General features: G+C 50.5%; 11 protein-coding genes. 4 read left to right on the top strand and 7 right to left on the bottom strand.

Annotated features, from left to right (window positions below; genetic code table 11):
* Positions 1 to 4: 4 nt before the first annotated feature.
* From HHL17_RS26990 to HHL17_RS26980, 3 genes are all read right to left on the bottom strand, one after another.
* The gene (locus HHL17_RS26990) at positions 5 to 1,141 is read right to left on the bottom strand and encodes an ATP-binding protein (protein ID WP_169227945.1); all 1,137 of its coding nucleotides are present in this window, start codon (positions 1,139 to 1,141) and stop codon (positions 5 to 7) included.
* A gap of 30 nt (positions 1,142 to 1,171) precedes the next feature.
* A complete protein-coding gene (locus HHL17_RS26985) occupies positions 1,172 to 2,398 on the bottom strand; it encodes a vWA domain-containing protein (RefSeq protein ID WP_169227944.1) in 1,227 nt (408 codons plus the stop codon).
* 72 nt (positions 2,399 to 2,470) lie between these two features.
* A complete protein-coding gene (locus HHL17_RS26980; RefSeq protein ID WP_169227943.1) occupies positions 2,471 to 3,370 on the bottom strand; it encodes a hypothetical protein in 900 nt (299 codons plus the stop codon).
* 141 nt (positions 3,371 to 3,511) lie between these two features.
* On the opposite strand from HHL17_RS26980, the gene HHL17_RS26975 reads away from it, so the two are divergent.
* Positions 3,512 to 8,152, top strand: a complete 4,641-nt coding sequence (locus tag HHL17_RS26975; RefSeq protein ID WP_169227942.1) for a DUF3320 domain-containing protein — start codon at positions 3,512 to 3,514, stop codon at positions 8,150 to 8,152.
* A gap of 154 nt (positions 8,153 to 8,306) precedes the next feature.
* Positions 8,307 to 10,703 carry an ABC transporter permease gene (locus HHL17_RS26970; RefSeq protein WP_169227941.1) on the top strand — a complete coding sequence of 799 codons (2,397 nt, stop codon included), beginning with the start codon at positions 8,307 to 8,309 and terminating at the stop codon, positions 10,701 to 10,703.
* Here the strand turns inward: HHL17_RS26970 and ygiD are convergent, their stop codons facing one another.
* From ygiD to msrA, 4 genes are all read right to left on the bottom strand, one after another.
* Positions 10,704 to 11,528 (bottom strand): 4,5-DOPA-extradiol-dioxygenase, encoded by an 825-nt coding sequence (ygiD, locus tag HHL17_RS26965; RefSeq protein WP_169227940.1) that lies wholly within the window; start codon positions 11,526 to 11,528, stop codon positions 10,704 to 10,706.
* A gap of 112 nt (positions 11,529 to 11,640) precedes the next feature.
* On the bottom strand, positions 11,641 to 12,048 hold the full coding sequence (locus HHL17_RS26960; RefSeq protein WP_169227939.1) for an Rrf2 family transcriptional regulator: 408 nt from the start codon (positions 12,046 to 12,048) through the stop codon (positions 11,641 to 11,643).
* An 81-nt stretch (positions 12,049 to 12,129) separates the two neighbouring features.
* Positions 12,130 to 12,555 (bottom strand): FYVE zinc finger domain-containing protein, encoded by a 426-nt coding sequence (locus tag HHL17_RS26955; RefSeq protein ID WP_169227938.1) that lies wholly within the window; start codon positions 12,553 to 12,555, stop codon positions 12,130 to 12,132.
* A gap of 470 nt (positions 12,556 to 13,025) precedes the next feature.
* Entirely contained in the window at positions 13,026 to 13,670 is a 645-nt protein-coding gene (gene msrA / locus HHL17_RS26950) for a peptide-methionine (S)-S-oxide reductase MsrA (RefSeq protein WP_169227937.1), read from the bottom strand.
* Positions 13,671 to 14,128: 458 nt separating this feature from the next.
* On the opposite strand from msrA, the gene HHL17_RS26945 reads away from it, so the two are divergent.
* Together HHL17_RS26945 and HHL17_RS26940 are read left to right on the top strand one after the other, a co-directional pair.
* Positions 14,129 to 16,249, top strand: a complete 2,121-nt coding sequence (locus HHL17_RS26945; protein WP_169227936.1) for an endonuclease MutS2 — start codon at positions 14,129 to 14,131, stop codon at positions 16,247 to 16,249.
* Between the two features lie 23 nt (positions 16,250 to 16,272).
* On the top strand, positions 16,273 to 17,160 hold the full coding sequence (locus HHL17_RS26940) for a helix-turn-helix domain-containing protein (RefSeq protein ID WP_169227935.1): 888 nt from the start codon (positions 16,273 to 16,275) through the stop codon (positions 17,158 to 17,160).
* Positions 17,161 to 17,225 lie beyond the last annotated feature (65 nt).

The following is a 17,225-nucleotide window of genomic DNA, read 5'->3' as shown; positions in this document are numbered from 1 at the left end:
CACATTACATTTTGGCGAGCAGCAGTTTGGCCACTTCGGGTATGCTGTACAGTTTTTTCAGGCTTTTGTTGGTGGCATTTACCAGGTCCTGTGCCATGGCCAGCCGCAGGTCGTTGGGGATGAAGCCCAGCAAGATAAAGGCTTTCAGGTTGCCGAAAGCTTTATCGTTGAGTTCTTCTCTGGCATTGAGCAGGTGGTTGGTCAGCCTGGTCATCATCACAGAGAGGATGTCCATGCGTTTGGTCTGGCCATCCACGAGCGCTTTGATCTGTCCTTCCAGTATCTGGAAATTAGGTGCGTTGAGAATATCCTGCGGAGCGATGAGCTTATCGAGGTCCATGTTCACGAAGGTGATGAACGCGGAAGTGGTGGCTTCGTCGAGGCAGCCGTCGCCGAGCATTTTCACCAGGTCGAGGTCAGCACGCAGGTCGGTGATGGTTTCGAGCGACTGGAAAAACTGTACCAGTGAGCGGGGCGTAGTGCGGGTACCGGTTACCACTTCCGGATAGGTGAGGATGAAGTCGATACCACGGGGATCGATGCCGGCGCTTTCTGCCCAGCGTGCCCATGTTTTTACGTCAAACTCCATGGTCACATGCATCATACGGGTGAGCATGGCATCGTCCATGGTGGAAACGGAATAATCGCCACCGTCGGGATTGGCGGTGAGTATGATGATCCAACCTTCCGGGAAGCGCCAGCTGACGAGTTCATAGTTCTGCAGCAGTTGCATGATACCACGAAGGATACGGTCATCGGCGCGGTTTACGTCGTCTATAAGGAAAATACCGGGACCGGCCTGTTTGGGTACCCAGTCGGGCGCCACAAACTGTGTAGCGGCATTGTCGAGGTGTTGTGATATTTTGGGCATCCCCAGCAGGTCGCCCATTTCCTCAAATTGTGCGGGAGCAATGTAGGTGAACTGGTAGCCTTTGCGCAGGGCAAAATCGCGTACCATTTCTGTTTTGCCGATACCATGCAGGCCCCAGATACAAATGGGGGTAGGCCTGCGTTTGCCGGTATGTTGTGGGTTATCGAAATGCTGATGGGTCACATGTTCGAGCATTCTCTCCACCTGTTGGGCATTGACTTTTGTTCCGTAGGTGATGTAGTTGAATTGCGGTGTTTTCGTTGTTGCCATAGTTTTTACGCAGTTCTCGGTCTATATTTTTCAGGATGATGTTAATTTGGCTTTTCTGCCAGGCAGTCCCCGGAATTCTTCAGAATCCCCGGCGATGCCACTGTCGCTGATAACCCACAACAGCGGGAAACGAGCCATGACAGTGGGGGCAGGAGCAACGCCATCGGTAAAGTAGATCAGTCCGTCGGGACGGAAATTATCATTACCGTATTCGATCGGCGGATTAAAATCTGTACCACCGCGGCCCATGATAAATTCCGGCGGAACGCCCTTATAGGTATACACGCGTTGTACGGTGGCATCACACTCGAGCACCTGTATTTCAGCGCCCTGCCGCCAGATATGATGTACTTCGCTAAAGAAGGTGGAAAGCTCATCCCGACCGATACTTCCGGAGGTGTCTACCGCTATCAGCAGTTTTTTCTGTTTCCTGATTTTGATGCCGGGATTGGTACCAAAGCGTTTGGACGGGCGTTTGAGCGTGCTGCGTACTTTCGTTTTGCTGCTGCTTTCGGAAAAAATCTTTATCACCCGCCGCCAGTCTACCAGTGGTTTGCTTTTGAGCAGAATGGAGTCCAGGTAGGACCTGAGGGACGCAGGCAATTTGCCATAGCCTTTTTCATTTGTCCTGTTGCGGGCTATGCCAATAAGATTGTCTATTTCCAGGCTGGTCAGTTCTTTGTCGAGCTGACTGCGTTCAAAGATTTCTTTCCACTGGCGGTGACGGTCCATGCCATGGGACGCTTCAGAGATAGCACATAGCATGCGCGCGCATTCGGTGTCTTTGTATAACGTGTCCATGTTGTCGCGCAGGTGTACCAGTTTCTCATAGTAGTAACGCCAGGTCTGGCCCTTTTCAAACTGTAGTTCCGGGAAACCTTCCATGAATACAGACTCCACGGGTAAATGTGCCCGGTCGATGTACTGGTTCACCACAATATCCATGGCAATGTTGACCAGCAGGCGGTCGGCCCCCGGTTCATGCACCAGTGTATGCTTAAAAACGATGTGTAATACTTCATGTTTCACCACCCCATAACGGTGACGCTTATCCGTAAAAAAGTGGTCCCAGAATGCCGGGTTAATATAAAGGGTGTGGCCTCGCTGGCGCAGGCCTACGGCCATGGTCTGAATATCGGAATCAGGACTGGTGACTTCTTTATTGATAGCGGCAAAAAAATGGGAATAGAAAGGCTCCTGCATCAATAGTTCTATGCTGGTCCGGGTAACTTCTTCCAATATTCTTCTATGGTCCATTGCTGTTGGCGGGGTGGTTTGGGACAGCAAAATATAATAAAAAGATTAATGCACAAAAGCCTGAGATTGATTTTAAGAATCCGTAAGCAGGGTAATCCCTGTAGTGGCACCCTGCTGGCGGAGAATAGATTGTCGTCCTGTGGCCAGGTTGACTTCGCGGATATATCCGCCGAGGTCTGTCACATAGGCTTTGTTATCTTTTTCATCTACCGTCAGGCCGATGCCTTCCTGCAAGCCGGTGATCAATAAGTGATGATTGAGCAACCGGCCGTCTTCCGTGATGGTAGCGCTGTTGAGAGAGTTACCGTTGGGCGGCGCGCCACGGTCTGTCCAGTACAGGCGGCCGCTTATTTCTGCGAATTCCAGGTAGATGGGCTCCGGTAATTGATCAATCAACAGCGTGATATCAGTCCTGTTATCTGCTGTCTGTCCTTCGGGGATATTGATGCCGGCCCGGAATATACGTCCTTTTCCGCCTTTGGCGGGACCTTCCTGCGTCCAGTAGATATGCTGGCGCAATGTATCCAGGCTGATGCCTACACATTGTTTTTCCCCTTCCAGCCGATCCTGTTCGCTTTGGCCTTGCCTGACCAGCGTTTCCAGCCCTGAGCCGTCCATATGGCAGCGCATTACGGCCATTCCTTCACGATCGCACCAGTAAAGGAATCCGCGTTCCGGGTCTCCTGTCAGCTGCTGGGGTGTAGTGATAGCGCCGTTGCCAATCAATATCCGGTGCTGTTCTCCGTTCAGGTCACAACATTGGATGGAGCCATCCTTCGCCGCAAATCCCTCGTGCTGGTCCGTCTGCTTACCCATGTTGGTCCAGTATAACAGGCGGCTGGTTTTATCGAACCAGATACCGTAGGGAATAGCATCCGTGATAGTGAAGATGGTCCGGGGCGGAGCATCGTAGAGCGGGAATTCAACAATGGCCGCAGGACTTATCTGTAGCGTGATCAGGGATTTGTTCATCGGCTATTTTCTTTTAAGAACAGATAGGCAGGATCTTTGTTCAAAAGGGCGCCGGTACCATGTTTTGCAGGAATCAAATAATTCCTGCTGCGCACCGTTAATAGGAGTATATTTGCAACGTTTTTTATTTGCCAGGCTATTATGATTGCATCCATATTGACCAGGCTGGAGTCCTCCCGAAAAGAGCTCCTGGACCTTGGACTGAAGAATCCCCTTTTAAACTACAAGTTATCTGCCAGCAAAGGGTTACACATTGTTGACGAAGTATCAGCCGCCGTATACGAGCTGCTGGTAAAGGAAAATAAAACGCTGACGTTCCTTGACCGTCCGGATAAAAAAGCCGGGCAGTCTGAGGTCATGTACCAGGAGCAGCCCGCTGCTGCCGGTAAAGACGCCGTGCATGATACGCGGCTGCAAACCAATGAGTCGCAACTGAACCTGCACACCCGTTTGCTGAATACCTATTATGCCGCCAGGATGAGCTTAGAGGAACAGGGTTTTAATATCCTGTACCTGTCGCTCGGTATGCTGCAATGGTGTGAAGCAGGCAGCACAGAGCCGCGGCTGGCGCCACTGGTGCTGGTGCCAGTGCAACTGGACCGTTCGGATATCCGTGAACGTTTCCGCTTGAAATACACGCTGGAAGAAGTAGAGGGCAACATCTCGCTGGAAGCGAAGATGAAAACTGATTTTAATATCAGCATACCTGAACTGCCGGAAACAGAAGATTTCGATATCACTGAATATTTCAAAGCTGTGGCAGCAGCCGTAGATGGCATGCCTGGCTGGAAAGTAGAAACTGACGCCATTGAGCTGGGCTTTTTCTCTTTCGGGAAATTCATGATCTATAATGACCTGGATGCCACCAACTGGCCGGGTGACAGCGGCCCGCTGACCCACCCGGTGATCAATAGCCTGTTTGGCGGCGGCTTTTCAGATAACCAGCCCGGTATTCCGGAAGATGCTTTTATCGATAACGAACCACGCGCCGATGAGCTGTTCCAGGTAGTAGATGCCGACAGTTCGCAGATTCACGCGATGCTGGCCGTACAGGAAGGCAAACACCTCGTGATACAAGGCCCTCCGGGCACGGGTAAATCGCAGACCATCACCAACATTATCGCTGATGCCGTCGGCAGAGGGAAAAAGGTGTTGTTTGTAGCAGAAAAGATGGCCGCGCTGGAAGTGGTGAAGCGCCGTCTGGATAATATCCAGCTGGGCGAAGCCTGCCTGGAGCTGCACAGCCACAAAGCCAATAAAAAGGAACTGCATCAGGAGTTGCGCCGTGTGCTGGAACTGGGGCGGCCTTCCGTGCAGAAACTGCGCGAAGAGGTATTGCTGCTCAACACACACCGGCAGGAACTGAATGAATACTGTCAGGCGGTGAATGAGCCGGTAGGGCAGAGCGGTCTTTCCGTACACCAGATCACAGGCTACCTGCTACGTATAAACGAAGATATTGCCGGTAAACAACTACCGGTTATTACGCCGCCGGATATGGCCTCCTGGGACGCAGGGGCCATGAACAAGGCCACGGCCATGGCTCAACGAATACAGGCCTGCCTGAGCGAAGCGGGCATGCCGTCGCAGTTGCTGTTCCTTGGCAGCCGGTTGAACGTGCTGTTGCCGCATCAGCAGGAAGCGTTGCAGCGGCAGTTGCAGGACACCGCCGCCGCTTTACAGGAATTGCAGCAGTCTCTCGCCGGTGTTGCCGGAAAGATGGGGCTGGAGATACCGCAAGATGTGACGGCCATGAAACAGCTGATACATGTCTGCGATCTGCTGTCGCGCAAACCCGACCTCAGCGGCCTGAACACCGGCAGCAAAGCGTGGTTGCTGCAACAGCAGGATATCGTTTCCTGGCTGGAAGCAGGCCGTCGCCTCACGGCCATCCACCAGGAATACCAGGATATCCTGATACCGGAAGCTTTTTCACAGGACCTGATGGAAGTGCGACAGAACCTGCTCGCACATGGCACCAAGTGGTATAAGTTCCTTATCGGCGCTTATAATCGCAGCAACAAACAACTGGCAGCCCTGTGTAAAGGAGCGTTGCCCAAAGACAATACAGAGAAGCTGCAATATGTAGACAGCATCATGGAATACCGCCGGCACGATGCCCTGTTACAGGAACATGCCGCGCTGTCGCGCGACCTGTTCGGTGCACGCTGGCAGAAACACCAGACCGACTGGGATGCGCTGGACACTGCCACGGAATATATAACGGATATGCATAAACGTATTGCCGCCGGCACCTGTCCGGAGGCTGTGTTGGACTGTCTGCATAAAAACATAGACCCTACTACAGCTGCGGCTGACCGCGATGCATTACAACAGGCAGGTGATAAAACTGCCGGTCTGCAGGCCGGTGTATTACAACAGCTGGAAATGCCGGACTACCCATGGCCAGTCTCCTTCACTGCCGCTGCGCAACAGCTGGGCACGTGGAAAGACAGGCTGCCGGAAATCCATCATACCATTGCCTGGAATAATATCACCGAAACAGCCACGCAGGAGCATTTATCCTGCCTGATCACCCCATCGACAGACTGGCCGGAAGCGGCCCGTTTGCTGAAGACCGTATTGCAAAAAACATGGTACGAATACCTGCTGGAAACCGCTGTGAAGGCACATCCTGCGCTGCGCCGTTTCGACAGGGCCGGGCATGAAGAGCTGGTGCAGCAGTTCCGCCGCCTCGATGCCATGAATTTACAGTATAACCGTGCCCGTGCCGCACTCAGTCACTGGGAGCAGATGCCCCGCATGGAAGCCGGTGGCCAGGTGAACATTATCCGTACAGAATTCAATAAAAAAGCCCGGCACATGCCGGTGCGCAAACTCATGAAAGAAGCCGGTCTGGCCATACAGGCCATCAAGCCGGTGTTCATGATGAGCCCCTTGTCCATCGCTAATTTCCTGCCGCCGGCCACACTGGAATTTGACCTGGTGATATTTGACGAAGCCAGCCAGGTAAGGCCTGTGGAGGCGCTGGGAGCGATCCTTCGTGGCAAGCAGCTGGTAGTGGTGGGAGATACCAAACAGCTGCCGCCTACCAGTTTTTTCGATACGCTGACCAAAGAAGTGGAAGACGAAGAGAACATTACAGCGGACATGCAAAGTATCCTCGGCCTGTGTGACGCACAGGGTGCACCGCAACGCATGCTGCGCTGGCATTACCGCAGCCGCCATGAATCGCTGATCACTTTATCGAACCACGAATTTTATGAAAACAAGCTGGTGATATTCCCCAGCCCCGGCTCCAAAGACAGCCGTGGCCTGGTATTCCATCATCTTCCCGATACAGCCTATGACCGCGGTAAAACCCGTTCCAACCCCAAGGAAGCCGAAGCAGTGGCTGATGCGGTGATGGAACATGCCCGTCGTCATCCGGGACTGAGCCTTGGCGTAGTGGCGTTTAGCACTTCCCAGCGGGAAGCTATCACCGTAGCGCTGGAAACACGGCGTCGCAACAACCCGGAGCTTGAGTCGTTTTTCCGTCAACATGCCGATGAGCCCTTCTTTGTGAAAAACCTGGAGAATGTGCAGGGGGATGAACGGGATGTGATTTTCATCTCTATCGGTTACGGCCGTACGGAAGAAGGGTATGTGGCCATGTCTTTCGGTCCGCTCAACAATGAAGGCGGTGAACGCAGGCTCAACGTACTGATTACCCGCGCTAAATCGCGCTGTGAGGTGTTTACCAACCTTACCGCAGACGATATTGATCTCAACCGCACACAAAGCAACGGCATTGCGTCGCTGAAGAACTTCCTGTACTATGCGCAGCACGGACGGCTCAATATGACCGTGGAAACCGGCCGGCCGGCGGACAGTCCTTTTGAGGAAAATGTAGCGGCCAAACTGGAAGAGAAAGGATACATCGTCAGGAAGCAGGTAGGCTCCCGTGGTTTTTATATTGATCTTGCTATTGTAGATCCGGATAGCCCGGGCCGTTATATCCTGGGGATTGAATGTGATGGCGCTGCTTATCATTCTGCCCGTTCTGCCCGTGACCGCGACCGGCTGCGTCAGCAGATGCTGGAAGCCATCGGTTGGAAGATGCACCGTATCTGGAGCACCGACTGGTTCCGTAATCCCGGGAAAGAGCTGGACAGGCTGGTGGCGGCCATAGAGGCTGCCAAATCCACGCTCACGATGGATGATCAGGAAGCGCAGGATGAAATACCTCCAGTAGCTACGCCTGTACTGAAAAGAGAAGTGGTAGAGGAAGACACGGATGAAACGCAGATGTATGAAATAGCTACGCTGCCGGAAGAAATCAAGGAGCAGGAGTTTCATGCCGCACCTATTGGCAGTCTGTGTAACTGGATAGAACAGGTCGTCAACATAGAAAGCCCGGTGCACTTCGATGAACTGGCCCGCCGCATGGTGGAAGCAGCTGGTATTACGAGGGTAGGCCCCCGCATTCGTGAGATACTTCGCCATGCCGTCAGACATTCCGATGCGAGCAAACGCATCAAAATAAAAGGACAGTTCCTGTGGCATACCGCTCTGCCTGAACCGGTGGTACGTAACCGCAGCCTGTTGCCGTCTGCCGCCCGTAAGATCAACTATATTTCAGTAGAGGAAATAGGCGTAGCGTTGGAAAAAGTGGTGAAAGATGCCATTGCCATCCAGCGGGAAGATGCGGTGCCTTTTATCGCTAAAATGTTTGGCTACAGCCGTGTTACAGAAGAGATGAAAGAAGAAATCCTGAAAGCGATTGATGCCGGTATCGCCAATAACGTGGTGCAACTGGAAGGCGATCTGCTGAAAGTATAAACGAACAACAAGTGTATCGGAATCGGACATGTGTATATTTTTCATTATACATATGTCCTTTCTTTTTATAGCCGGTGCCGCATGGCATGTTTTTGAGAGCCTTGGCCGTGTGAGGTAGGAGTAGCGGGAGATGTCCACCCTAAACTGTAATCACATGTTCAGGAATTATTTGCTGATAGCCTGGCGTAATCTGTCCAGGTACAAGTATTATACGCTGATCAATATTGCCGGACTGGCCATCGGTCTGGCTACCTGCTGGCTATTGCTCTTATATGTGCTGGGAGAAACCAGTTATGAAAATTTTTTCCCCAACAAAGACCGCGTATACCGCACGGTGAATGACGTGACCTGGACTGGTGGCCGGCTCAACGTAGCTACCACATCGGCTCCCTTTGCGCCACTATTAAAAAGAGACTATCCGGAAATAGAAGAAGTGACGCGGGCTTTAACTGACGGTGGCAGCCTGTTGGAATATCATGGGAAAAAAATGCAGGTGGATGACATCTATTTTGTTGACAGCACATTTTTGAAAGTGCTTCCTTTTCCGCTGCTGGAGGGCGATGCGGCGACCTGCCTCAGCCAACCCAATGGACTGCTGCTCACCCGCTCGCTGGCGAAGAAAATATTCGGCGACCCGACGACAGCGATGGGGAAAATGATCCGTACAGAAGACAGTGCCTTTGTATTCCAGGTGACCGGTATCCTGGAAGATGTGCCTGCCAATACCCACTTTTCTTTCAGCGCGCTACGCGTAATGCCCGCCAATTATAATGCAGATGGCTGGCAGAATTTTGACGTATATACCTACCTGTTATTGCGCAAAGGCGTGGATGCCAAAGCGCTGGAAGCCAAGCTGCCGCAGTTCGGGGAACGATATGTAAAACCTCATATGGGAGAAGTGGAGTACCGCATGACGCTACAGCCGTTGACCTCTATTCACCTGCATTCGCACCTGGGATATGAAATAGGGTCGAATGGCAATGTGCTCTACGTATATGTGTTCCTGTTTGTGGGGCTGTTGATTTTAATCATAGCCTGTATCAATTATATGAATCTGGCCACAGCCCGTGCTGTGGGCCGGGTGAAGGAAGTGGGCGTACGTAAAACGATGGGGTCGGGCAGGGAGGAAATTGCCCGTATGTTCCTGGCAGAATCGTTTCTGCTTACCCTGATATCCGCCGTGGTAGCGTTTGGATTGGTCGTAGTGGCGTTGCCGTATTTCAATGAATTTGCCCACCGTCAGTTGGTATTGTGGCAGTTCGGTGTGGCCCGTACTATTGGCGTCCTATTGTTATTGGTGACTTTCACCGGTTTGATGGCCGGTATTTATCCGGCCGTGTTCATGTCTGGTTTCCGGGTGATCAGCGCGCTGAAAGGGCGATTGAGTGGCAGCAGCCATGCCGGTTTTCGTAAAGGGCTGGTCACTTTCCAGTTCATGATTGCCATTGTGTTGACAGCGAGCACGCTGGTAGCGTATGATCAGCTGCAATATGTGATGCACACTAATCTGGGCTTTAACAGGGAGCAGCTGCTTTCTTTCCATATCAGCGACGTGCAGGCGCGGAAGAATATCCCCGCCATGAAACAACAGTTGTTAAGCAATCCGCTGATACGGGAAGTAGCTGCGGTCAGCAATCCGATAGGGCGGAATGATCTGGGTACCAGTGGCTACTTCGTGGAGCAGGATGGCAGTATTGCTGAATCATCGATATTGGCCCAAAGCCTCATGGTAGACGCTAACTTCCTGAAGACGATGGGTATCACGTTGCAGCAGGGCCGTAACTTCTCCGATACCGGCGATGCCGATCGTTATCATGCGGTACTGGTGAATGAAACGCTGGTGAAAAATTTTCAGCTGAAAGATCCGATTGGCAAGCGGATACAATTCAAAATAGATAATAAAGGCACCCGGGCGGAACGTGTGATCACCGGCGTAGTGCGGGATTTTCATACTTATTCGCTGCAACATAAAATAGCACCACTGGTGATGCAGATGGCCCCTTTCCCGGAAATGGAAGATAATATGTACGTGCGGGTTAGTCCGCAGAACATCCCTGCGGCCCTGGCGCATATGGAAAAGGTGTATCGGCGTTTTGATATGGCCCACCCGTTCAGCTACCAGTTCCTCGATGATAGTTTTGCGAAACAGTATGCAGGAGAGCAGCAACAGGAGAAAATATTTCTGATGTTTACCGTGCTGGCATTGTTTATTGCCTGTCTTGGTTTGTTTGGGCTGGCGGCGTTTATGGCGGTGCAGCGTACGCGGGAGATCGGTGTGCGCAAAACGTTGGGAGCTTCTGCTGGTAGTATCGTAAAAATGTTGTCGCAGGATTTCCTCCGGCTGGTGTTGATAGCGGCCGTACTGGCGTTCCCGTTGTCCTGGTGGATTATGGACCGCTGGTTGCAGAGCTTTGCCTACCGCACCGGTATCAGTATATGGGTATTTGTGCTGACCGGTGTAGGCGTTACCGTAGTGGCGCTGCTGACAGTCAGTTACCATGCGCTGCGTGCAGCGATGGCCAACCCGGTGAAGAGTTTGCGGGCCGACTGATTATGCCGTCCGGAAGCAGCGCATACTGATGCTGCCGTTCTGAATTTCTTCGTAGGTGAATTGAATTTCTTCGTTTTTATTGACCAGTCCGAGGGTGTATAGCATCGGGAGGTAGTGGTCGTTCGTTGGGATAGACAGCTGTGCTGCTGTTCCCATGGTGTGATAGTTGACCAGGTCGTTGAATGCTTTTTGTTCCAGTTTTTCTTTTACGAGTTGATCGAAGGAGATGGCCCAGTCGAATGGTTTGGCGTTGTCGGAGAACACAATCTGGCGCAGGTTGTGGACGATGTTGCCGCTGCCCATGATAAGCACTCCTTTGTGGCGGAGGGCTTGCAGTTCCGCTGCCAGCTTAAAATGATATTCCGGTGGTTGGTGATAGTCGATGCTCAACTGGTATACCGGAATGTCCGCCAGCGGGTACATGTGTTTGAGCACTGTCCAGGCGCCATGATCAAGGCCCCACTGCTCATCCTCCACTACTTTGGCGGAGGTAATAAGGTTTTTGGTTTCGCGGGCTGCGGCCGGAGCACCGGGAGCGGGATATTGCACCTGGTACAGCGCTTCCGGGAAGCCGCCGAAGTCGTGGATGGTTTGTGGTTGCGGCGCCACCAGCACATGTGTGCCTTTGGTCAGCCAGTGTGCGGAGATGACCAGGATGGCGCGGGGCTTATCCGGAACTTGTTGGCCCATTTGTGTGAGGGCGCGGGTAAAAGCATTGTCGCTGATACCGTTCATGGGGTTACCGTGACCGATAAACATAACGGGCATTGCTTTCTCAGCGGTTTTCAGGTCGCTGGTGATATGATGAAAACCTTGTAAGTCCATACTATTGGGTTATTTGATTATTTAGACATTTAATTATTTAGTTGATGCTTTCAGTTAGCAGTATTTGCTTACAGAAGCCCGATAAATAGCTAAATATCAAAATGAAAAAATATCAAAATTTATTCGCGAAGTCCGCCAGTGTGATGTCTCCCAGTTTTCGCAGCAAGGCCCCTTCCACGTCCTTGTACAGATCATCGAGATGCTGATTGATCTGCTTACCTACCGGGCAATCCGGGTTAGGCAGATTACGGCTGTTGCCCAGCAGTGAAGTTTGCTGCACGGCATGATAAATATCCGACAGCAGGATATCAGCTGCCGGCCTGGCGAGGGTGGCGCCCCCGTTTTTGCCTTCTTTGCTTTCTATCATGCCGTGGTTACGCAGGTTGCTGATCTCCTTTCTCACCAATACCGGGTTGATATTGATGCTGCCGGCGATGTAGTCGGACGACAGTAATATGCCGCCCTCCCTTGCCAGGAGCGTCAGTATATGTAAGGATATGGGAAACCGGGCATTGTTCATTCTGTAATTCTATTTATTACAGTACAAATGTACGCCAAACGCCCGGAAAGGAAAAATTTATCCTGATGGCGAGGTGGCCGGTTATCGGCGGGTATAGAAATAGATCACACTGGCAATAATCAACAGGATGATAATCAATGCGATAACGCAGCCGTTACGGCTGGGCTTTCTGACCGCGCTGGTCAGTCCACGGGCCTGCAGCAGGGCTTCTATGGTATCTTTGGACTGTTGAAGGGTGGTTTTGGTGTCTGGCAGTTTGTTGATTTCTGAGTAGTAGTATTTAATCCCGTTTAATTTACCGAGGCTGAGACTGATCTGGATAGCTTTTTCAGCAATGGAGCGCACAGCGACGGTGGTTCTGCCGGGAGGGCCGTCGTGTTCAGGAGTAATCACCCGCTGGCAGTTATGGCAGATGACCATTACATTAAATGGATCTTTTTCGGGAACAGTGCGAATCAGCTCTTTGCTGCTGCAGTAGGGGCAGATAGTTGGTGGAATTGATGTCATTAATTGTTTTTAGGATTCCCTTAAAATAGGAAAAAAATACGAATTACAGGATAGAAAGGTGTTTAATGTGGGTGCAGCTCCTGCTTTAGCCAGGGGAATACGCGGATCCATCCATAAACCCAGGGCTAAAGCCCTGGGCTACGATGTGATTCAAGTTCTTTCAAGGAAGAATTCTATCATTCATGGGTACAAGCATTTTGGTATTGGGTTTCGGTTGATCTTCCTCTTTCCGGGCGGAAGCCCTGAGCACAATATCAAATAGCACGCATGAAATAACCCCACGGGTCCCAATTCATTCCCCTAAAGCCCTGCACTACCATCTCTGTCCCCCGTAACACAGGATTGTTAACTGGAACGAATTTGAACAACATCGTAGCCCAGGGCTTTAGCCCTGGGTTTGGTGCGCATAAAAAGACAACAGGCCTGTCGATTAGATCAGGCCTGTTGTTTTCCTCCTTAGTTTCTAAGGATTATTGTTTCTTCAGGTGGTCTTTAAACACCTTTTTGAATTTTTCCAGTTTAGGTTTGATCACGAACGTGCAGTAGGGCTGTCGTCCGTTCTGGTTGTAATAGTTCTGGTGGTAATCTTCCGCTTTGTAAAAAGTGGTCATCGGGGCAATTTCCGTCACGATAGGTTTATCATACGCGCCGGCATCCTGTAGCTTTTTCTTATAGAACTCAGCTTTTTCCTTTTGTTCGGGCGTATGATAGAAGATAACGGAGCGGTATTGGGTGCCTACGTCGTTGCCCTGGCGGTTAAGCTGGGTAGGGTCGTGGCTTTCCCAAAAGGCTTGCAGCAGTTCATCGTAGCTGATTTTAGCCGGGTCGTAGGTGACCTGGATAACTTCAGCATGACCGGTATTACCTTCGCAGACCTGTTCGTAGGTAGGATTGGCCACCGTGCCGCCGGCGTAGCCGGATTCCACTTTTAGTACCCCATCGAGGTATTGAAACTGGGCTTCTGTACACCAAAAGCAGCCGCCTCCGAAAGTGGCTTTTTCTACATGTGTGTTATTGGGTATTTCCATATCTCCGGGAACTTTTTCTTTTTTGTTCTGCGCACAGGCAAATAGGGCCAATGTTACGAAAAAGATGAATATTGAGTATTTTCGCATAAAATATTTGTTTAAAAATACTGTCTTTTTAACATATGTAAAATACAGCACTGTAGCGGTATTTCAGGGTGTTTTGTTATTTTTGCATCCCCTGTGTCAATAATAATTTACGTAAAAAATGATACAGGTTAGGCGACAAGTTAGTAACTTTAACATTCTTTTTTAGCCAGAAGGAACCCAGCGGGGCCTGAAAGCCCTCAAAAAAGTAGTCAGCAGCAGCAGCAATATAGATAGAAACACCGGGTAAACCGGATACTATTGATAGTACAATGACAACGCCGATGAGAAAGAACTAATTTATTTCCCAGCATACTTCTTCCCAGGCAGCTACAGCGCTTAGTGTAGCAGCATATATGTTTATTTATTGGCTCCGGCGGAAGCCGCAGCACATTTCATTTTAACCGGCAGCATACTTCTGTTGTTGTAAGTTTATGCCGTTCAATTAAATATATAATCACTTGAAATATTTTCCTGAGTCTGCGTTGGTGCAGTTGGAATTCGATAAAATACAAGCATTGCTCCAGGACCACTGTAAAACGGAACTGGGTACGCAAATGGCTATTGATCTTCGTTTGCACACGCATATAGACTACGTAAAATCCGCTTTGCAACAGGCGCATGAATACAAACAGTTGATCCTGTTGCAGGAGCATTTCCCCAATGATCACGTCCTGAACCTGCATACCGAGTTACGGTTGCTGTCCATCCAGGGCGCAGTACTGACCGGCGATCAGGCAATGTCTCTCCGCAAACTGGCGGAAAGCATGCATAGCATTGTCCGGTTTTTTGACCACGACCGCCGCATCCAGTATGGAGGCCTGTTTGATGTGATCAAGGATACCTATTATGAGAAAAAGATCACGGCACTTATTGATGAAGTGCTGGATGAAACCGGGCAGGTACGCGATAATGCTTCCCCTGAACTGGCCAAGATCCGTATCTCCCTGTTCCGTAAAAGAACAGAATTGCGCCGCATGTTTGAGCGCATCCTCCAGAAGCTGCAGAAGCTGAACTACCTGGCCGACCAGGAAGAGGCTTTCCTCAACGGCAGAAGGGTGGTGGCCATCTACGCCGAAAACAAACGTATGATCAAGGGTATCATCCATGGTGAATCCGATACCCGTAAAACCGCTTTCCTCGAACCCGAAGAAACGATCGAACTGAATAACGATATACAGTCGCTCGAAAGAGAGGAAGGCCGGGAAGTATACCGCATCCTGAAGGCACTGACCAGCTCTTTGAGCGGTTATAGTGAGCTGCTCAACGGCTACCACCAGATACTGGGCACCTATGATTTTATCCGGGCGAAAGCAAAACTGGCGCTGGACATGGACGGTAATTACCCGTCACTGGTACCACATGCGCAGTTGCACCTGGTACAGGCTTACCATCCGCTGTTATTATTATATAACCGCAGAAACAGCAAACCTACCGTGCCGGTGAGCATCAGTCTTGATAAAGACGCGCACATACTGGTGATCAGCGGTCCCAATGCCGGTGGTAAAACAGTGACACTGAAAACCATTGGCCTGATACAGCTCATGCTGCAGTCCGGCCTGTTGGTACCGGTGCATCCGTCTTCCCAGCTGGGCATCTTCAAACAGTTGATGATCCACATCGGGGATACCCAGTCGCTGGAATTTGAACTGAGTACCTATAGCTCCCACCTGAAGAACATGAAGTATTTCATGGAGACTGCCAACGGCCGGACCCTGTTCTTCATCGACGAGCTGGGTAGTGGTTCTGACCCTAACCTGGGCGGTGCTTTCGCTGAGGTGATCATGGAGGAACTGGCCAAGAAACATGCCTTCGGCGTGGTGACTACCCACTACCTCAACCTGAAAGTGATGGCCAATAAGGTAAAAGGCATCATCAACGGGGCGATGGGATTCAATGAACAGACCCTGATGCCCATGTATAAACTGATGGTCGGTAAGCCCGGCAGCTCTTATACTTTCTCCATTGCCGAAAGGATTGGCCTGAACCCGGCACTCATTGCCCGGGCCAAAAAACTGGTAGACGAAGGTCATTTCCAGCTGGATAAATTGCTGAACAAAGCAGAACAGGATCTCCAGATAGTAGAAAGCAAAGAGAAAGAGTTGCAGAAGCTGGTCAAAGAAAATGAGAAGCTGAAGCGTGAATACGAAATGCTGTCAGATAAAGAGAAAAAACATCAGCAGATCACTTTCCTGAAACTGCAAAACCAGATCAAGGAAACGGACCTGGCTTATCTGAAAGACATGGAACGCAAGCTGAAGCAGATCGTAGTAGAATGGAAACGTGCCGGCGACAGCAACGATAGAGAGAAAGTGATGAAACAGGCAGAGATATTGCTGTTCCGTCGCAGGGAGAAACAGATTAATGAGAAGCACAATAAAAAAGTGCAGGACAAGTTTGAAGAGGTGGGCCGCAATGTACAGGTGGGTGACCAGGTAAAAATCCTGACCAACCGCCAGGTGGGCCGCCTGATAGAAATCCGGGACAAACGCGGTATTGTACAGCTGGGTAATATTCCGATCAACGTGAAGTTGAGCGACCTGGTGGTAGTACAGGAGAAGCCGACAGAGCCCGTTGACTGATCACTTCAAAAAAAGTATCAAACATGGAAGTTACAAAAGCAGGAAAGATAGCAGATATACCCATGTACCGTCTTGAAGACTGTGTGAATGGCATGCCCTTTTTTATCGGTAAGATAGATGGCTGTGATGAAGAGGAGATAGAACACTGGGGGACGCCGCACCGTCACAACGGGTTCAGTATCGATATACTGCTGAAAGGAACTATCCGGCAAGCGATTGACTTTAAACAATACGAGGTGACTGCACCCGCCATCATGCTGATGGAACCTGACCAGGTCCATCAGCATGCGATGGGGGATGATGTGGAGTTGATCAATATATCTTTTACACCGGATTTTCTCGTTCCGGAAATGCGGGGCGTGATCAGCTGCTGGCATTGTATTTTTAATTCCGGTATGGTGCCGCTGACCGAAGAGCAGCTGGAAGAGCTGCTGGCTTATGCCCGGTTGCTGAAGCAGGAGTACGAGAGTGATAAAGTACGTAAGGAAGCAGTGCTTCGTAACCTGTTGAATGCGATGGTGATCACCATCGGCCGTATTTCGGAGCCTTCCAATGCATGGCTGAACGGAGAAAATTCCCAATATAATATGGCGCGTCAGTTTAAAGTGCTGGTAGACCAGCATTTCCATGAGAAGACGCAGGTGTCTGATTATGCGGAGATGTTGTTCGTTACGCCCGGACATTTAAATGACACAGTGAAAAGCCTGCTCGGCAGAAATGCCAAATATGTGATCGATGAAAAAAGGACGATGGAGGCTAAACGGTTATTATACTGGGGGGAACACTCCGTAAAACAGATTGCTGCCCGCCTGAATTTCGAGGATGATGCTTACTTTAACCGCTTTTTCAAAAAACATACAGGACTTACGCCAGCCTCGTTCCAGAAGACGACCCGTGAAAAGTACAATTAAACCCGTAATAATTTAAACGTCCGTTAACATTATTATACTAATTTTGCATCGTTGTCAATAAGAAA

Source organism: Chitinophaga fulva (assembly GCF_012927205.1).
Classification (GTDB): Bacteria; Bacteroidota; Bacteroidia; order Chitinophagales; family Chitinophagaceae; genus Chitinophaga; species Chitinophaga fulva.
Note: the sequence above shows the minus strand (reverse complement) of the source record. Positions and strands in the feature narration are given on the sequence as shown.